This window comes from Streptomyces sp. JLYT201, from assembly GCF_059448825.1.
This window is the reverse complement of the sequence record NZ_CM182551.1, coordinates 9,536,476-9,551,909: the sequence shown is the minus strand read 5'-3', so window position 1 is coordinate 9,551,909 and position 15,434 is coordinate 9,536,476. Positions and strand designations below refer to the sequence as shown.

Below are 15,434 nucleotides of genomic sequence, written 5' to 3'. Positions count from 1 at the left end.
ACGAGTGGTGATCGTTGCGGCACGCCCGAGCCATGGGGTATCCGCAAGGCGGTGGCTTGACCGACGGACGGCGGGCATTCAGCGAGAGCGTCCGCATGGAGGCGGTCGTGCTGCTCGCCGCTGCGCAGGGCAGCATGGCGAGGGTCAAGGCGCTGATCGAACGCCGGTTCCACAAGTTCCTCGCGCTGTCGACCATCATGGAGATGCTCCGAAGCCACGGGTTCAGCCAGCAGGTCCCAGCCCGGCGCGCTGTGGAGCGTGACGAGGCGACGGCCACCGGCTGGGTGAAGGACACATGGCCGCAGGCGGAAGCTCCGCGGCGGCCGCTCGGCGCCTGCTTGCTCTTTGAGGACGAGGCCGGCTTCTCGCTGACACCGCCCACCTCTCGCACCTGGGCCCGACGCGGATGCACGCCAGTGGTCCGGGTGAGGAGACGCTTCCAGCGCCGTTTCTCCATCGCCGCCCTGACCTGTTACAACCCGGCGAACGGTCCCGGCTGATGATGCCCTTGCCGGGACGCAGCCGGTGCCGGCACCAGAGGCACCCGGCGCCGGAGCGCTGGGGCGGGACGAGGTCGTCCTCCCCGGGCACCCCGTACAGCAGCACGGCCGACGCAACGTCAGGCATCGGCCTGTCACCGGGAGTGGGCGGGTGGCGGGCAGCGGCGGACTCTGTGAACCTCACGGCCCTGCCCGCCGCATCACCGCCCTGCACTCGCGTCGCGGCGACCACCAGGCCCACTCACACCGAGGTGGTGCTCAGGCCCGAGCAGGCCTGAGGGCGGGCTATTTCGCAACCGCAGCGGACAAGGGCCTAGTTGGCCAGCACGCACAAGGACTATTGACCCTATCGATCCGCAAGTGCAGGGACCAAGGCCCCGACTTTCACTGAGACCCTCCGTACGCCCTTCCCCTGGCCATGGACATCTGCCAAGGTCAACTCAGCCCCGGCGCATGCCCGTCCCTTACCGACTGCGCCGGGGCCCCTGCGGGATGTGGCCAGGGACATCACCGGGGCGATCAGCAGCCTGTTCGACTGGCGGCCGACGCCGCCACCCTTCTGTCCCAGACGCCCTGCCCGCTTCGCCCTCCACCAGGCCCGCGTCCTAGAACGTCCTGTCCTGGTGCGTCGCCCCCACCTGCCCACACCGACAGACCGCCGCCGGGAACGTAAACGGCCCTCGTCCGCAAGGACGTCCGCCAGCCGCGCGCCCGGCACCCCCGCACGCCCGGCGTGCGCGAACTGACCGCGACCGCCGGACCGGCAGCCCGAGCCCAGCCCCCATCAGGGCACCGCCCCACAGAACCGCCGCCCACCGTGCCCGGCACCCGGTAGCCTGCCCCCCACGATGACCGAGTTCGCCGAGGAAGCCCGCAGCCGCGCCGCGCGCCTGCTGCGCATGGCCAACACCCGCAACCCGCAGCTGCGCGAGCAGATCCTGCACTACGCCGAGAGCACCCCGGACCCGCCGCTCATGATGGGCACCCTGGGCATCCGGACCAAAGGCTGCCCCAAGTGCCGGTCGACGATGTGGCAGCAGCGCGACGGCGACGGGCCGTACTGGGTCTGCGCCTCCTGCGGCACAACGGAAGAGGTCCACGTGGAGTGCCCCGAGTGCCGTGTGCCGATGAAGGCTCCCGCCAAGGGCTGCGCCGACCGCTGGCGCTGCCTCCGGTGCAAGCGGGTGGCCGCCACGAACGACACACCCGACGCCATCGACAACCGCGAGCAGCAGCGTAAGAGCGCCATCGCCCTTCTGGACCAGGCCATCGCGGCACGCGCACACTGACCCGAACAGGGAAGGTGCGCAGTGCCGCAGGGCATACAGACACAAGGCTGCGTCAAGTGCGGGGGCACCATGTGGGGCACGGTCGACGTCGACGAGAACGGCGACCCCACCGGCGAACCACCGCAGTTCGTCTGCGACAACCCGGACTGCCGGAACGTGCAATGAGGCGCTGAAGCAGGGCGCCGGGACCGGCTGGAAGGGGCGGAGCAGGTCCTCGGTCTCGGCCGCCTGGCCGGTCCAGGAGTCGCAGGGTGACATCGGTGGAGCGGCGCCGGTCCAGGAACAGCGCGTCCTCATCGGGGCGGTGTCCGGTCGTAACGGTGGTCAGCCCTTCGTCGGTCCCGGCACCGGCGGCCGCGTCCCGGTCGGACGTGCCGGGTTCACCGGCCTGCGCAGCGCGTCACCGTTCACGCCGTCCTCGCGAGCCAGTCCCCCGCGCGCTTCCGGCCCGTTGGCGGGGGTCGGTGACGGCCGTCCAGAGCCTGTACAGCTCCCCGTCCGGGACGGCTTCGGCCCCGACACGAGCCACAACACGGCCCATGCACGGAATCTCGAGAGCTGAAGGACAGGTCGAGCGTGTGGGAGGGGCTGACCCGGGCTGCCCGTGCAGCCGCGGGTCCCGTGTGCGCCCTCATCTCCGGGGGGGGGAGCCGCCTGACGTTCAGCCCCGGAAGACAGCGGCTTGCGGGCCGGTCGTTGGCGGGCACACCTCTGTGTCCCGCACCGTAAGCGCGGGGTCTCGGTCGCGATCACCTCTCGGTGCGCGATTGCATACCGGCCCGTGCCGCTCGCCGGTACGCACCCGGCGCCACGCCGAACATCGTCCGGAACGCCCTGCTGAACCCCTGAGGCTGCCCCATGCCCCAGCGCGCGCCGATCGCGGCCACCGGCAGCGCGTCCAGGCGCGGGTCAGTCAGGTCCTCCCGGCAGCGCTCCAGCCGCCTGCGCCGGATCACCGCCGCCACCGTTCCCCCGTCATGCTGTTGGAACAACGCGTGCACAGCGCGCAGTGACAGATGGTGGAACCCCGCGACCGCGGCCGGACCGAGCTGTGGGTCGGCAAGGTTCGCGTCGATGAAGCTGAGGATCCGTGCCCGCATGACGTCCTGCCGGGTCTGCGTCGGCAGGTGCCTGGAGGCGTCCAGCTGCCGGGCGATGACCGCCCCTGCCAGGTCGGCCGTCATCCACCCCAGGCGTTCCAGGCCCTGGGGGTCGCAGTCCGCGCCGTGCGCCCGTATCGACGTCATCAGGTCCGCCAGGACCCCGCCCACCCCGGATGCCGCCATCGGGACGGCCAGGGCCCGGCGTGCCCGGTCCACCGGCAGCGGCAGCGCGCGGTGCGGTATCTGCGCGATGATCACTTCGGTGTCGTGGCCCCGGTCCGGGACCTCGCCGCGAAACGGCTCCGACAGGTCGAACATGGTCAACGCCCCGTGCACGAGACCCGAGTCCTGTCTGCGCTGCTCGATCCACAGGGGGGCGCCGGTGACCAGCATCAGCTGATACATGCCCGGATCGTCCGCCCGTACGTGCGCCCAGGTCCGCAACAGATGTGCCGGAGGGCTGCGGAACCAGGCCACCCGCACCGGGCCGGCCTGCGTCAGCGACGCGTGTGCGACGAAGTCCCGCGACGCGATCGGACTGGTGAGCCGCATCCGTGCCAGCTGGTCCGACACCAGGCCGGCCCAGAACCCGAACCGGTCTGATGCGGGCAAGTGCGCGTTGGTTATCTCCACGGGTCCCCCTCGATGGCTGCCAGCCCGAGTTTCGGCGGGGGCGGAAGTCGCCGCAAGGGCGACGGGCGGGGCCGGACGAGGTGCTTATCGTGCCCGGTCGGGAGTGAAGGGGCGCAGGGCCAAGCGAGGAGGCACCGGCCGCGGCGGCGGGAGCTGCTCCCAGCGAGACTGGTGGGGTACTGCACCACACAGTTCGTACGTGATCACGAGGTGATCGGGATGCCGCTCGCGGGTGAGTACGGGCCGAGTCCGGAGCAGTGGGTGCGTGAGCAGGTCGAGCTGTACGAGAGTTCGGGTGGCACGCGTGGGACCACGCTCCGGGACACGGGTCTGCCGGTTGTCATCCTCACGATGCGCGGGGCGAAGAGCGGCAAGATCCGCAAGGTTCCGGTGATGCGGGTGGAGCACGAGGGGCGGTACGTGGCCGTGGCGTCGAAGGGCGGTTTCCCGCGTCATCCCGTCTGGTACTTCAACCTCACCTCCGACCCCCGCGTGGAGCTCCAGGACGGGGGCGTGCGCCAAGGCATGTCGGCCCGGGAGGTCACCGGGGACGAGAAGGCCGAGTGGTGGGAACGCGCGGTCGTCGCCTATCCGCCGTACACCGAGTACCAGAAGAGGACCGACCGTGTGATCCCTGTCTTCGTGCTGGAACCCTTGGCCGAGCCGCTTACCGATCACTGAACGGGCGCATGACCGGGCCTCGCCGCCTTCGACGGGTCGCTCGGTCGTCGGTGCCCGCGGCAGCCGACAGGGGCCGGGTCGAGACGGGCCCGGCCCCTGCCCTGCGCCGCCCTGCCGGCGCGGCCCCCGCACACCCACCGGATCGACCCTGAGGAGAAGCAGCATGTCCACCTCCGCCGTCCGCCCGTCCTTCCTTCTCGTCCATGGCTCCTGGCACCGGCCCGCGTGCTGGACCCCGTTGCGGGGCGCGCTGGCCGCCGGGGGCTGGCAGTGCCGCGCTGTCGACCTGCCGAGCGTGGGGCCGCAGCCCTCGCCGACCGCCGGCATGTATGCCGACGCCGACGAAATAGCCGCGCAGCTGCGGCAGATGGAGGGGCCTGTGGTCGTTGTCGCCCATTCCTACGGGGGCGTCCCGGTCACCCAGGCGGTCGTCGGCCATCCCCATGTCGTCCGCCTCGTCTACCTCACGGCGTACATGCCGGAGGAAGGTGAGAGTCTCAACGACATTTACGGCGCAGGGGTTTCCACGCCTGAGGAGGAAGACCTGTACGGCAGCGCTCCTGTCCTCTTCGACGACCCGCGTACGGCGTTGTACGGGGATCTGCCCGACGACCAGGCCGAGCACGCGGTGTCCCAGCTCGTCGAGCAGAGCGTGCGCTCGTGTCAGCAGCGGGTGACCCGTGCGGCGTGGCGGACCGTGCCCTCCACCTATGTCCTGTGCGAACGCGATCAGGCGATCGCGCCCGCTCTCCAGGAGGTGATGGCCGCGCGTGCCACACACGTCGAGCGGCTCAGCTCGGACCACTCTCCCTTCTTGTCGGCGCCCGCCGAACTGGCCGCCCTCCTGGGTGGGATCGCCTCCGCCGCCATCGAGGTCTGACACGCGGGCGGCCGTCGGCCTGAGGAGACCGTTCGCCAGGAGTTCCTCTCGTCAGGGGCGGCACCGTCAGCGGGACAAGGAAGTTCATCCTGAGGCCCTTGTGCCACTACGGTGGCGCGATGGTGCACGTACGGGAGATGGTTGCGGCCGATGTCGAGGCCGTGTCGGCGATCCGAGTCCGGGGGTGGCAGGCGGCGTACGCAGGTATCGTGCCGCAGACGTATTTGGATGCCATGACGGTACAGGGTGATGCCGGTCAACGGCGAGAGTGGCTATCCCAGCCCGGACGACAGTCACGGGATCTTGTAGCGCTCGATGGCCACGGCCCGGTGGGGTGGATCTGCTTCGGGCCGCTTCGAGGTGAGGCGCCTGGTCCGGGACGGTTCGGTGAGGTCTACGCCCTGTACGTCTCACCCGATCTGATCGGCCAGGGCATCGGCCGGAGGCTCCTGGAGGAGGCTCACGGGCAGATGAAGGAGCAGGGCTTCCAATCGTCGGCCTTGTGGGTTCTCGCTGACAATCAACGAGCCCGGCGCTTCTACGAGCAGTCCGCCTATCAAGCCGACGGTGCTACTCAAGACGACATCTACGACGAGGTGACACTCACGGAGCTCCGCTACCAGCGCGTGCTCTGAGTCCAGCGGCACCGGGTGCGTGCTGACCGGCTCGACGACCGCGGCCTTTCGTTCAACGGCCAGGCTTGCCGAGGGCCCGGCCATGGGCAGGCCCACACGGCCCGGCGCCACGCTCACGCTCGAACACCGCCCGCAAGTGGTCCTCCGCCTTGGGACTCCTCACACAGGACGAGACGGGGACAGGCTGCGGGCGCGGAGGCGGCCTACAGGGTGGTCGGCAGTGCGATCACCGGCTCTGAGACGGCCTGCGGGATGCAGGCGGGAAGGGGGTGGCCCGCCTGGGAGCAGGCCAGCGTGAGGAGTTGGAGGTAGCCGAGAGAGACCGGGCGCCCGGGTGGCTTGCCCGCCGCCTGTTCGAAGCGCTGGAGCGTAGCGGGCTTGATGTCCGGATGGCCCGTGGCAGCGTGGAGGTCGAGTCCGGCGGCTGCGCGGGCCTCCCGCAGCACGTCGGCACTGTCGTGCCAGACCTGCGGCGCCGCCTCGACACTGCCGCGTGCGACGGCTGCGCGGGCTGTGGTGAGGAGGGCTTTCACCCGGTCGGTACGGGCCCCCGAGCAGGAACCGGGCGAGACGGGCGGCATCGGCCTCACGGTCGGCGTCCTCACTCCAGGGCCGGGAAGCCTCTTCGAACACGCGGCCCCGGGCCCTGGCGCAGTCCTCGCGCCCGCCGGAACGGGAGCCGGTGCCAGTGCCGGTGCCATGGGCGCGGTGCCGGTCGCTGGTGCACAGCAGGGTGCTGTCCTTCGCCAGAGCCACGTCGCGGTGCCACACGTCCTCGAGCTCGATACCCGCGACGGCATCCCGGACGTGCTGGCGCTCCTGCGGGGACAGCACGTCGGCGAGGGCTTCGGCGGCGGCCTGGGCCTCGGAACGGCCGGCGGGCTCGAAGCCGCCGCCCCAGGCGTGGAAGGCCTGCTCCCCCTCCACCTTGCGGAAGGCCGCGTCAATGGCTGCGAACGTATGGGGGCTCCAGGCGTAGTACATCATCAGGAGGATCTCCCGTACGGCCTCCTCCCGGACAGCAGGTGCCGTCTCGTACGCCGGACGTCGACCGCGCCGTGATCCGGTGCGGGCCAGCCACTGGGTGAACTCCCGCGGGTGCCGGGGTCGGAAGAATCCGCGTCCTTGAACCACCGTGCCGCCCGCACCACGCAGGCGTGCGCGTGCTGGATCGCGGCATACCAGCCGAACAGCCCTTGCCGGTAGTCATCAGTGTGCCGGTCCTCCGAGAAGGCGCCGGTCTCAGTACGGCAGTGCTGGGGCACTGGGCTGCACGCACCCGGCACAAGGCGGCCCGCGTCTCGGGGAACATCAGCAATGCCGCTTCCTGGTGCTCACGTTTGGGGCCCCGGTCACGGCGCCGTTCGAGGCCCTGTTCCAAGAAGGCGTCGAAGCGCGGCTCGTCCCGCCAGTGAGCTGCTTCCCGGCGGACCCTCAGGTCCTGTCGCCAGGCACCGGTCGCTATGACCTTCCGCAGGGCCGACGCCACGTCTCCGCGCAGCGCCCCGCCCAGTTCGACCAGCACCGGCAGGCACAGCGGGTCATCACCGACTGCGGACATCACCAGGCCGACATCACCATGACGGTGAAGAAAAGGGTCCGCCGGTCCGTCTGAGCCGGTGAGAGGACGCCCGGCGGAGCTGTGCCCTGCTCCGCCGGGCCTCACGGTATGTCAGCGGTCGATCGGGAGTACCTGGTCCAGGCCGCTCTCGCGCAAGATCCGCGCGACCGTGTCGTCCAGGGTGCTGCCCGCGTCGATGACGGTCTCCAGGGCGTCGGGGAGCAGGTCCTTCTCCCGGTACCAGTCGCTGAGGCGGCCGGGAGTGACGTGCTTGAGGTACTCGGCATCCGGCTTGGTCGTGTGGCGCAGCAGCGTCTGCTCGTACGGCACGTCGAGGTAGTAGCAGCGCGAGACGCCACGGTGGGCGTGCACCAGGTCCTGGAGCATGGCGCCGTAGCGGTCGGCGTACAGGATGCCTTCGACGACGACGTGGAAGCCATGGTCGAGGGCGTAGCGGGCGGTGAGGTCGATCAGGCCGATGTTCGCGCCGCCGGGCCGGTCGCGTTCGCGCAGCACGGTCCGGCGGAGGTTGTCCTGGCCGACGATGGCGAGGTTGCGGCCGAACCGCTCGCGCAGGCCGGCCGTGACGGAGGACTTGCCCGAGGCGCTGTTGCCACGGACCACGATCAGCCGCGTGTCCTTCGTCCCCACCGCGGCGCCGTGCGCGGCCTCAGTCACCGATGCTCAGCTGGATGCGGTGCTCGTGGAAGTGCTCCCAGTCCATGACCAGGCGGAAGCGGCGGTGTGCCTCCAGGCGCTCCGCGTCGGCCGGCTCCTCGCCGCGCTGGACGCGGGCGTCGCCGGACTCCACGAGCTCCGCGAGCGCGAGCCGGACGTCGTCGACGTCCTGGCCGGTGGCTGTCGCCAGGCGGTCCAGGGAGGTGAGGGTCTCTTCCGGTTCACCCAAGTCGTCGGCCAAGTGGTTGATGAGGGTGTCGACGAGTGGGCCGGTGCGCATGGTCCAGCGGATCCCGTCGAGGCGCTCGGTGAGTTCGGCGTCCAGGGGCAGCAGGTCGCCGGGCAGCGGGAGCGCGGTGGGCATGGACCACCGGGTGCCGTCGGGCGTCTCTTCGCGGCTGGCCAGACCCCACGTCAGGAAGAGTTCGGACAGGTCCCGCACCGTGGTGGGCACCGAGAACCCAGCCGTCGTCAGCATGGCGCTGAAGTGCTCCCAGCGTGCCGCCCCACACGCCTCGGGGCCCTCTGGCGCGGCCTCGTAGTCCCACTCCTCATCGGGCCAGAAGAAGGTGAGCGGGCCGTCGAGGTCACCGCCGATCATGTCCCAGTAGCCCCCGAAGACCTCTTGCAGCAGGTCGTCCAGTGAGCCGGTGAAGCCGGGCCGGCACGCGGTCCCGATCAGCATGGTCAGCGGAAAGCCCTGGCGGGGCAGGACGTGCTCCCAGCCCGATGCGAACCAGTCGTCGTGCATCGCCAGGTCCCGGCGCGGGCCGGGCACAGACGGGTTCTCAGTCATCCGCACCTCTTCCTCGAAACACCTCGATGCCCGCAGCGTACGCAGCGAGGCACGGCGCGCTCTCGCGAACGCCCTAACCGAGGCCTGGCGGTCGGGGGCCGCGCTCCGGCGGGTCACCGCAGGCACAGCGCCGCCTGCCGCCACAGGTTGCGTGGGCCCCACCACGTGACCGTGTACGCGTCGAGCCTCGCGGAGAAGTCGACCGCGCCCCCCAGGCCCCGTCGCGGGCGAGGCCGGGTGTTGCGAACCCACGCGCGTCCTGGGCACGGGCGTTGGCATAGCCGGGCCCGGGGTGGCGGTGTCGGGGCCACCCAGGCCACGTCGGGGAGGAAGTGGTGGCGTGGCACGGCGGTGTAAGGCCCGTGCCGAGGGGGTGTGAGCCGGCCGGACGCGGTGAAGGGGCCGCGAGCGCGATGGCGAGTTCGGCGGCGGATGTGGTGGGCAGCTGCTGGCTCATGCGGGGGCCTTTGCGGGGGGGGGCTCGTCGGCGAGAGCCGCGGCGACGGGGATACCGGTCTCGCCCGCGGGCCGGTCCCCCTCACCGTTCTGGTTCGTCTCCGGACGGGCGTACGGCCGGGCCCCTTCCGGTGCGCCGCGCTCTGCCGGGCCTTGCCGACGCCGTAGTACAGCCCAAGCACACGCCGACCGCTGCCGCAGCTATGCCAGCAGGGGAACAACGACCATCACACACTCCCCGTTCCCGTCGGCAGGACGGCACGACCGCGCGGCCCGCCCCTGATCCGCGTTGGCACTCCGTGCCCGATCATGGGAAGGCAGTCACTGCGTCCCGACACCTACCGGCCCACGCTGCGTGTGCTGCGGAATCGTCATCTCCGCGCCGTCCTCGAGCCCTTGGGAAGCCCTCGGTGGCCGCCTCGCCGCGGCGCGCGGCTGATGGCATCTGCTTGCGGTTCGGCGACCGTGCTCGCCGAACCGCAACCAAATCCGCCTGTCAGCCGATGCGCCAGTCCTGAGCGCTGCTGTTGTTGCACTCATACATCTGGACCACCGCACCCGTGTGAGGATTGCCGCCGGACAGGTCCAGGCACAGGCCGCTCAGCTTGCTCACGATCCGGTTCCCCGCGATGCGCCACTGCTGGGCCGGCCAGTCGCCGTGGCAGTCGAACATGTTCACTGCGGCGCCCCGGTCACGGTTGGCCGCGACGATGTCCAGACACCTCGCCGGGCCACTGTCCGACAGGTCACTGACGAGCTGGTCGTTGACCCATTTCCAGCGCTGCTGGGCGCCACCGTGGCAGTCCCACGTCGTCACCAACGCTCCGTTGCCACGATTGCCGTCCCGCACTTCGAGGCACTTGTTGCTCTTCATCGCCACGATCGGAACTCCGAGGTCGGCCTTCGCGCTCTCGGGGGCCGGATCGGCTGACGCCGAGGTCGTGAAGGCAAGGCTGCCGATCAACAGCCCCACTGAGCCCAGTAACCCCGCACGCCGGTTCGGTCTGCGCATGTCTCTCTCCTCACCGCAGGAACATGTCGGGCAGCAGCGTGCTCGGCGCCTTCGGCGAACGACAAGCTTTGTTCCGCTCAGCGGGACACCCTCATGCCGGCATCGGCTCATTCCGGCCCGCCGGACGCCCTTACCCTCCAGGTCACCACCGGCGGGAGGTCAAGCGTTGCCTCAACGAGATCTGCCGCCCACCAGGGCACTCGCTCCTTGAGATTCCACGGGGGCAGGCGCTACTCCGAATTGCAACCACCAAGACGAGACCATCGAGCAGATCACCTCCTGCCCGTGAGCAGACACTCGTCGACTCACACCTCGCGCCCGGGGACACCCCCGTCCGCCCTGCAATAGCGCTCCGGCACCCAGCAGCTGCAACCCGTCCACATCCTCCCCGGCGCTGGGCAGACCCTTAACGCATCTGTATGGGGGCTCTGGCGGCCCCTGCTCCCCCGGCGGAGGCGTCGTCGGTCCGGGTGATGCCGCAGGCGCGCAGCAGCTGCCGCCCGGCTGCGCTGTTCAGCCCAGGCGGCGGCTGAACGCGCCCGGGCCCTCCCCCCTCACCGAAATCGCAGACGCTTCGCGGGTCCCGGACTCCCCGGGCACGCCCGGCCCGCTATCCGCCAACACAAGATCGAGCTCCGGGGGTTCGCCCCGTTCATCGACTGGGCCGCCGTCTGCGCCACCCCCGCGGGTCACCGCTCACCGCTCGACAGGGTCGACCTCCCCCGAGGTGACGCGAGGTGAAGTCGGCCGCCGCGGGTCCGGTGGGCGGGGTGCGTCCGTCGTCGAGCTGGATGTCCCCTGGAACAGCGTGCGCAGCCACGCGGCAGAGGCGAAGTAGCCCTGCCGGTCCAGGGGTTGTGCGGGCTCGGGCGCAGGGGTGTGGGCGAGGGCTGTTGACTGCAGGGGCCTGCACGGCGCACGCGACGTGAGGCGGGCCGTGGAGGCGCATGGTCTGGAGGGGGTGTGAGCCTTTTGCTGACGCCTATGGCACTTCGCGCTGCGCCGTGGAAGCAGTGAAGGCAACAGGGGTGGGCACACAGGCATCGACGGTCGTACAGATAGCACGGGTGTACCGGTAGTGGCGACGTAGCTTCCGGCCATTGTGGCCTCTGTCTGTGTTGCCTTCTACCGGCTGAGCTTGTGAAGGGGTGCGGGCCGATGATGCAGCCGACTTCCTTGATGCGTTCCGGCGCCGCCGGTGAAGCGTTGCCGGTCCCGCGGCATGTCGCGTTCATCCTCGACGGCAACCGCCGCTGGGCCAGGGCTCGCGGGCTGCCCGCGGCCGAGGGGCACCGGGTCGGCCTGGGCAAGGTGCCTGAGGTGATGTGCTGGTGCGAGGCCGAGGGGCTGGAGACAGTCACGCTGTGGCTGCTGTCCGCGGACAACCTCAGTCGGCGGCGTGAGGAGCTGGAGCCGCTCTTCGCCCACCTCGGGCAGGTCATCGGCGAACTGGCGGACGCCGGGCGGTGGCCGATCCGCCACCTCGGCGACACCAGGCTGCTCACACCGCCGCTGGCCGCGGCGCTGCGAGAGGCGGTCGCGGCCACCCGGCGCGCTGACGGAATGCGGCTGAACCTGGCGGTCGGTTACGACGGCCGGGCCGACATCGTGGCCGCGGTCAAGGACCTGCTCACGCGGGCGATGGAGGACCACCTCCGGCTGGCGGCGTTCGGGGACTTGCTCTCCGAGGAGAACACCAACGCTCACCTGTCCACCCGCGGGCAGCCGGATCCGGATCTGATCATCCGCACCTCGGGCGAGTACCGGCTGTCGGGATTCATGAACTGGCAGGCCGCACGCTCCGAGCTGTTCTTCACCCCGGTGCTGTGGCCTGACTTCTCCCGGCAGACGCTGCGTGAAGCGATCGAGTCCTATCAGAGGCGTGAGCGCCGTTATGGGACCTGACCTCTTGATCCCCGACGCCTTTCCCGTGACCGGAAACCGACTCAACAGCCGCCTCCCGCAGGCCCGCGCCGAGAACGTGGCCTGGCTGCGCGAGCACGGCGTTCTGCGGTCTCAGCACTGCGTCGATCACTTCCTTGGCCTGCTGTCAGCCGAAACGGCTGCCGCCCTGTATCCGGACGCGTCCGCCGACGACCTGGCGCTCGCCACCGACATCGCGGCGTGGATGCTCATCCTGGACGATGTCCTGGGCACGGGCTCGCCCTACGACGGCGACCACCGCACGGCCGGGCAGATCTGTTGCGCGCTGCTGGAGACCTTCATGCCCACGCCCTCGCCCGACCTCGGGCCGGTGGCGCCCCTGGTGACCAGCTTCCGGGACGTGTGGGAGCGCGAACGCGCGGGCATGTCACCGGCCTGGTGTGCGCGAGCCGGTCTGCACTGGCGGGAGTTCATCCAGACCACCACCGAAGAACTCCACCTGCGCGCGACGTGCACCCAGCCGACCATGGAGCAGTACCTGTCCTATCGGCGCAAGTCGACCGCCACCGCCAGCATCGCGGACGTGGACGAGCGGGTCCGGGGCTACGAACTGCCCGCCCAGGTGTGGGCCTGCGGCTTCTACCGTGACCTGCACCGCGAGTTCGTGGACACCGCGATGTACTGCAACGACTTGTACGGGTTCGGCTGGGAGGAAGCGTCCGGCGAGCCCGGCAACTGCGTGCTCATCCTGGAGCGCGAACTGGGCCTGTCGCGTGCGGACACCGTGGCGCACGTCGAAAAGCTGCGGGACTCCTCCCTGCGCCGATTCCGTGCGACCGGCTACCGCGACGTGCCCGTCCGCCTGGCGCGGATGAACCTGGAGCCCGGGCAGGTCGACATGGTGATGCGCTACACCGACGCGATGCACAACGTCATCGGCTGCCTCTACCACTACACCCAACAGGCACCCCGATACGGCGAGGACCCGCACCAGCGCGAAACCTGGAAGCCCCGCTACCTCGCCGACCTGTTCGAGCAGCAACAGAGGTGACCCGCTGCCCGACTGCGCGTCGACAGAGCCATACTCGGCCCCCTCGCGCCGACTGCCGCGACGTGGGTCGCCGCCGCATCGCCCGCGAGCTGCACGACGTCGTCGCCCACCGCATCACCGCGCTGCAGCTCAAGGCGGGCGGCGCGCACAAGGTGCTCCACCACGACGCGGGCCTTGCCCAGGACGCCTTGGAGCCCTTGAGGACTTCGGCCGCCTCACCCTCAGCGAGATGCGCCAGCTCCTGCATGTGCTGCCCACCGACGGCGATGGGCTTACGGCGCCGCCGCAGTCGGGCATCGACAACCTGCCGCGCGTGATCGCCGACTCCTGCCAGGCGGCCGTGCCCGCCGAGCTGCGCGTCGAGGGCGAGCGCTGGGAGCTCGCCCCGACCCTCGGCCCCAGCGTGTTCCGGCTCGTCCAGGAGTCGCTGACCAACGTCCGCAAGCACGCGGGCCGCGCCCGGGCGACCGTGCGCCTCGACTACGGGCCGGAGCTTCGACACCGACACCGACCCCGACGTGCGCCAAGGCGGTCATCGCGGCCTACGAGCCGGGGCTGGTCACGCCGGGCGAGTGACCGCGTCGGCACAACGGGGCGATGAACGGGCCCGCGGCGCGCTCGAAGGACGCGAGGGTGATCCGCGGGACGAAGAACGCAGTCGGTCTCCATGCCGACGCGGTCCACGAGGTCTACGAGGTCTACGAGGTCTACGAGGTCTACGAGGTCTACGAGGTCGATGATGACGTACCACACGTCTCCGGCCCCCGGACGCTCGACACCGATGACGCGGTCGCCGACCTCGACCCCGGCCTCGCTGCCGTCGGCGGCACGGAGCCAGAACTCCGTGTCGTGCCCGGTCGCCCGCTCGGGCGCGGCGGCGTACGGCGCGAGGGCCGCCCGCACCTGGTCCAGGTCCGGTGTGACCGGCTCACCGTGCTCGAACCGGTAGAGCCTCAGGCCGTAGCTCACTTCGACGGTCCTCCGCCGCGTCGCCCCGCACGGTCGGGAACACGCCATGATCATGCCGTTGGCCGTGCAACGCCTGTTTCAAGAGCGGGTGTTGGTGCCACGATGAGTGTAAGTGGAGGAAGTACGGAGTAACGGGGGGACTTTTGTGAAGAGACATAGGACATGGCTGGTGGCGGGGGCGCTCGCCGCAGTCGTGGTGCCGTCGGTGACGACGGCCGGACCGGCGGCCGCGGCACCGCGGGCGGCGGGGCCGGTGGCACAGGTGCTGCCGCCGCTGCCGAACGACACGAGTGCCTACGCCAGCCTGATGAACGACGCCGGTCAGGTCGTCGGCTCAAGCAGCGACGGGAACGGGCACTACCGCCCGGTGCGGTGGGAGCCCGACCTCACGCCGACACGGCTCGGTCTGCTGGAAGGCGGGACGCTCGCCGACCCCAAGGTGATCGTCGCGGACGGCTCCATCGCGGGCCAGGCCGCAGCCGCCGACAACCAGTGGCACCCGGTCGTCTGGGGGACGGCGGGCGCGGTGCGCCGGTTGCCGGAGCCCGCCGGATACGCCACCGGTGTCGCGGAGGACCTCAACGACGACGGCGTCTCGGTCGGCACGGTCAGCGACAGCTGGGTGAGCCGCGCCGTCCGCTGGAACCGCCAGGGGCAGCCCGAACTGCTCCCGGTGGAACCGAACATGCGGTACAGCAAGGCGCTGTTCGTCGACAAGCAGGGCAACGCGTACGGCTGGATGAACTCCACGTCGACCCCAGGCACCGTCGTGCGCTGGGACCGGTCCGGGAACATCACCAAGCTCAAGTCCCCCGACGACCCCTACTACACCTACGCCGAGCTCCGCGACGTCAACGACCGCGGCACCGCCGTCGGCGCGAACGGCACCGGCGAGGACTGGGTGGCCGCCCTGGCCCCGCCCGGCGGCACCTTCGCGCCCCTGCCCGGCGCGCGGCACAAGAGCACGGTGACGGACGTCAACGCCACCGACGTGGCCCTCGGCGGCGTCAACGGCGCCGCCGTCCGCTGGGAGGGCGGCGAGATGGTCCGCCTTCAGCCCGTGACCGGCACCGTGGACGTCCAGGCGAGCGCCCTCAACGACGCCGGTACGGTCGTCGGTTCCTCCAGCGTCAACGCCGTGACCTGGGACGCCACCGGCCAGCCCACGAAGCTGTCGGTCCCCTCGGACACCCGGTCCGCCCGCGGCCTGGCCATCAACCGCTCCGGCCAGGTCCTCGGATACGTCGATACGTGGGGCCGAGGAAGGCTGCCCGTGGTCTGGCGCTGATCCCCGCGGCATGAGGTG

Annotated in this window: 17 protein-coding genes; 11 read left to right on the top strand and 6 right to left on the bottom strand. The window is 70.7% G+C overall.

Annotated elements, in window-relative coordinates:
• Window positions 1-56 precede the first annotated feature (56 nt).
• The 3 genes from AC5WAM_RS40110 to AC5WAM_RS40100 all read left to right on the top strand — a co-directional run bounded on the left by AC5WAM_RS40110 (window position 57) and on the right by AC5WAM_RS40100 (window position 1,954).
• The gene (locus AC5WAM_RS40110) at window positions 57-500 is read left to right on the top strand and encodes a winged helix-turn-helix domain-containing protein (RefSeq protein ID WP_495520698.1); all 444 of its coding nucleotides are present in this window, start codon (window positions 57-59) and stop codon (window positions 498-500) included.
• A gap of 848 nt (window positions 501-1,348) precedes the next feature.
• Window positions 1,349-1,789: a hypothetical protein gene (locus AC5WAM_RS40105; protein WP_366793393.1), complete on the top strand. Its 441-nt coding sequence runs from the start codon at window positions 1,349-1,351 to the stop codon at window positions 1,787-1,789.
• Between the two features lie 21 nt (window positions 1,790-1,810).
• Window positions 1,811-1,954: a hypothetical protein gene (locus tag AC5WAM_RS40100; RefSeq protein ID WP_495520697.1), complete on the top strand. Its 144-nt coding sequence runs from the start codon at window positions 1,811-1,813 to the stop codon at window positions 1,952-1,954.
• A 584-nt stretch (window positions 1,955-2,538) separates the two neighbouring features.
• Here AC5WAM_RS40100 and AC5WAM_RS40095 read toward each other — a convergent pair.
• Window positions 2,539-3,504, bottom strand: coding sequence for a helix-turn-helix domain-containing protein (locus AC5WAM_RS40095; RefSeq protein WP_495520696.1), 966 nt, complete (start codon window positions 3,502-3,504; stop codon window positions 2,539-2,541).
• Between the two features lie 240 nt (window positions 3,505-3,744).
• On the opposite strand from AC5WAM_RS40095, the gene AC5WAM_RS40090 reads away from it, so the two are divergent.
• The 3 genes from AC5WAM_RS40090 to AC5WAM_RS40080 all read left to right on the top strand — a co-directional run bounded on the left by AC5WAM_RS40090 (window position 3,745) and on the right by AC5WAM_RS40080 (window position 5,721).
• The gene (locus tag AC5WAM_RS40090; protein ID WP_495520695.1) at window positions 3,745-4,206 is read left to right on the top strand and encodes a nitroreductase family deazaflavin-dependent oxidoreductase; all 462 of its coding nucleotides are present in this window, start codon (window positions 3,745-3,747) and stop codon (window positions 4,204-4,206) included.
• 163 nt (window positions 4,207-4,369) lie between these two features.
• Window positions 4,370-5,086, top strand: a complete 717-nt coding sequence (locus AC5WAM_RS40085) for an alpha/beta hydrolase (RefSeq protein ID WP_495520694.1) — start codon at window positions 4,370-4,372, stop codon at window positions 5,084-5,086.
• A 119-nt stretch (window positions 5,087-5,205) separates the two neighbouring features.
• Window positions 5,206-5,721: a GNAT family N-acetyltransferase gene (locus AC5WAM_RS40080; RefSeq protein ID WP_495520693.1), complete on the top strand. Its 516-nt coding sequence runs from the start codon at window positions 5,206-5,208 to the stop codon at window positions 5,719-5,721.
• A gap of 203 nt (window positions 5,722-5,924) precedes the next feature.
• On the opposite strand, the gene AC5WAM_RS40075 is transcribed toward AC5WAM_RS40080, so the two are convergent.
• Complete coding sequence (locus tag AC5WAM_RS40075; RefSeq protein ID WP_495520692.1) at window positions 5,925-6,302, bottom strand: hypothetical protein; 378 nt, start codon at window positions 6,300-6,302, stop codon at window positions 5,925-5,927.
• Between the two features lie 749 nt (window positions 6,303-7,051).
• Here AC5WAM_RS40075 and AC5WAM_RS40070 point away from each other — a divergent pair.
• The gene (locus AC5WAM_RS40070; RefSeq protein ID WP_495520691.1) at window positions 7,052-7,336 is read left to right on the top strand and encodes a hypothetical protein; all 285 of its coding nucleotides are present in this window, start codon (window positions 7,052-7,054) and stop codon (window positions 7,334-7,336) included.
• Window positions 7,337-7,393: 57 nt separating this feature from the next.
• Here the strand turns inward: AC5WAM_RS40070 and AC5WAM_RS40065 are convergent, their stop codons facing one another.
• The 3 genes from AC5WAM_RS40065 to AC5WAM_RS40055 all read right to left on the bottom strand — a co-directional run bounded on the left by AC5WAM_RS40065 (window position 7,394) and on the right by AC5WAM_RS40055 (window position 10,224).
• Window positions 7,394-7,960, bottom strand: coding sequence for a P-loop NTPase family protein (locus tag AC5WAM_RS40065; RefSeq protein WP_495520690.1), 567 nt, complete (start codon window positions 7,958-7,960; stop codon window positions 7,394-7,396).
• Window positions 7,953-8,756: a DUF6042 family protein gene (locus tag AC5WAM_RS40060; RefSeq protein ID WP_495520689.1), complete on the bottom strand. Its 804-nt coding sequence runs from the start codon at window positions 8,754-8,756 to the stop codon at window positions 7,953-7,955. The genes AC5WAM_RS40065 and AC5WAM_RS40060 overlap by 8 nt, the downstream gene beginning before the upstream one ends.
• A gap of 952 nt (window positions 8,757-9,708) precedes the next feature.
• Entirely contained in the window at window positions 9,709-10,224 is a 516-nt protein-coding gene (locus AC5WAM_RS40055; RefSeq protein ID WP_366793385.1) for an RICIN domain-containing protein, read from the bottom strand.
• 1,158 nt (window positions 10,225-11,382) lie between these two features.
• Between AC5WAM_RS40055 and uppS the strand changes: the two genes are divergently transcribed.
• Genes uppS through AC5WAM_RS40040 form a run of 3 tightly spaced genes read left to right on the top strand, consistent with a single transcriptional unit; the run spans window position 11,383 to window position 13,476 of the window.
• Window positions 11,383-12,129 carry a polyprenyl diphosphate synthase gene (uppS, locus tag AC5WAM_RS40050; protein WP_495520688.1) on the top strand — a complete coding sequence of 249 codons (747 nt, stop codon included), beginning with the start codon at window positions 11,383-11,385 and terminating at the stop codon, window positions 12,127-12,129.
• Window positions 12,130-12,154: 25 nt separating this feature from the next.
• Window positions 12,155-13,159, top strand: a complete 1,005-nt coding sequence (locus AC5WAM_RS40045) for a terpene synthase family protein (RefSeq protein ID WP_495520687.1) — start codon at window positions 12,155-12,157, stop codon at window positions 13,157-13,159.
• On the top strand, window positions 13,156-13,476 hold the full coding sequence (locus AC5WAM_RS40040) for a histidine kinase dimerization/phosphoacceptor domain-containing protein (RefSeq protein WP_495520686.1): 321 nt from the start codon (window positions 13,156-13,158) through the stop codon (window positions 13,474-13,476). Before AC5WAM_RS40045 ends, AC5WAM_RS40040 begins: the two co-directional genes overlap by 4 nt.
• A gap of 163 nt (window positions 13,477-13,639) precedes the next feature.
• Here AC5WAM_RS40040 and AC5WAM_RS40035 read toward each other — a convergent pair whose 3' ends face one another.
• Window positions 13,640-14,128, bottom strand: a complete 489-nt coding sequence (locus AC5WAM_RS40035; protein ID WP_495520685.1) for a hypothetical protein — start codon at window positions 14,126-14,128, stop codon at window positions 13,640-13,642.
• A 169-nt stretch (window positions 14,129-14,297) separates the two neighbouring features.
• On the opposite strand from AC5WAM_RS40035, the gene AC5WAM_RS40030 reads away from it, so the two are divergent.
• Window positions 14,298-15,416: a hypothetical protein gene (locus tag AC5WAM_RS40030; RefSeq protein ID WP_495520684.1), complete on the top strand. Its 1,119-nt coding sequence runs from the start codon at window positions 14,298-14,300 to the stop codon at window positions 15,414-15,416.
• The last annotated feature ends 18 nt before the right edge of the window (window positions 15,417-15,434 follow it).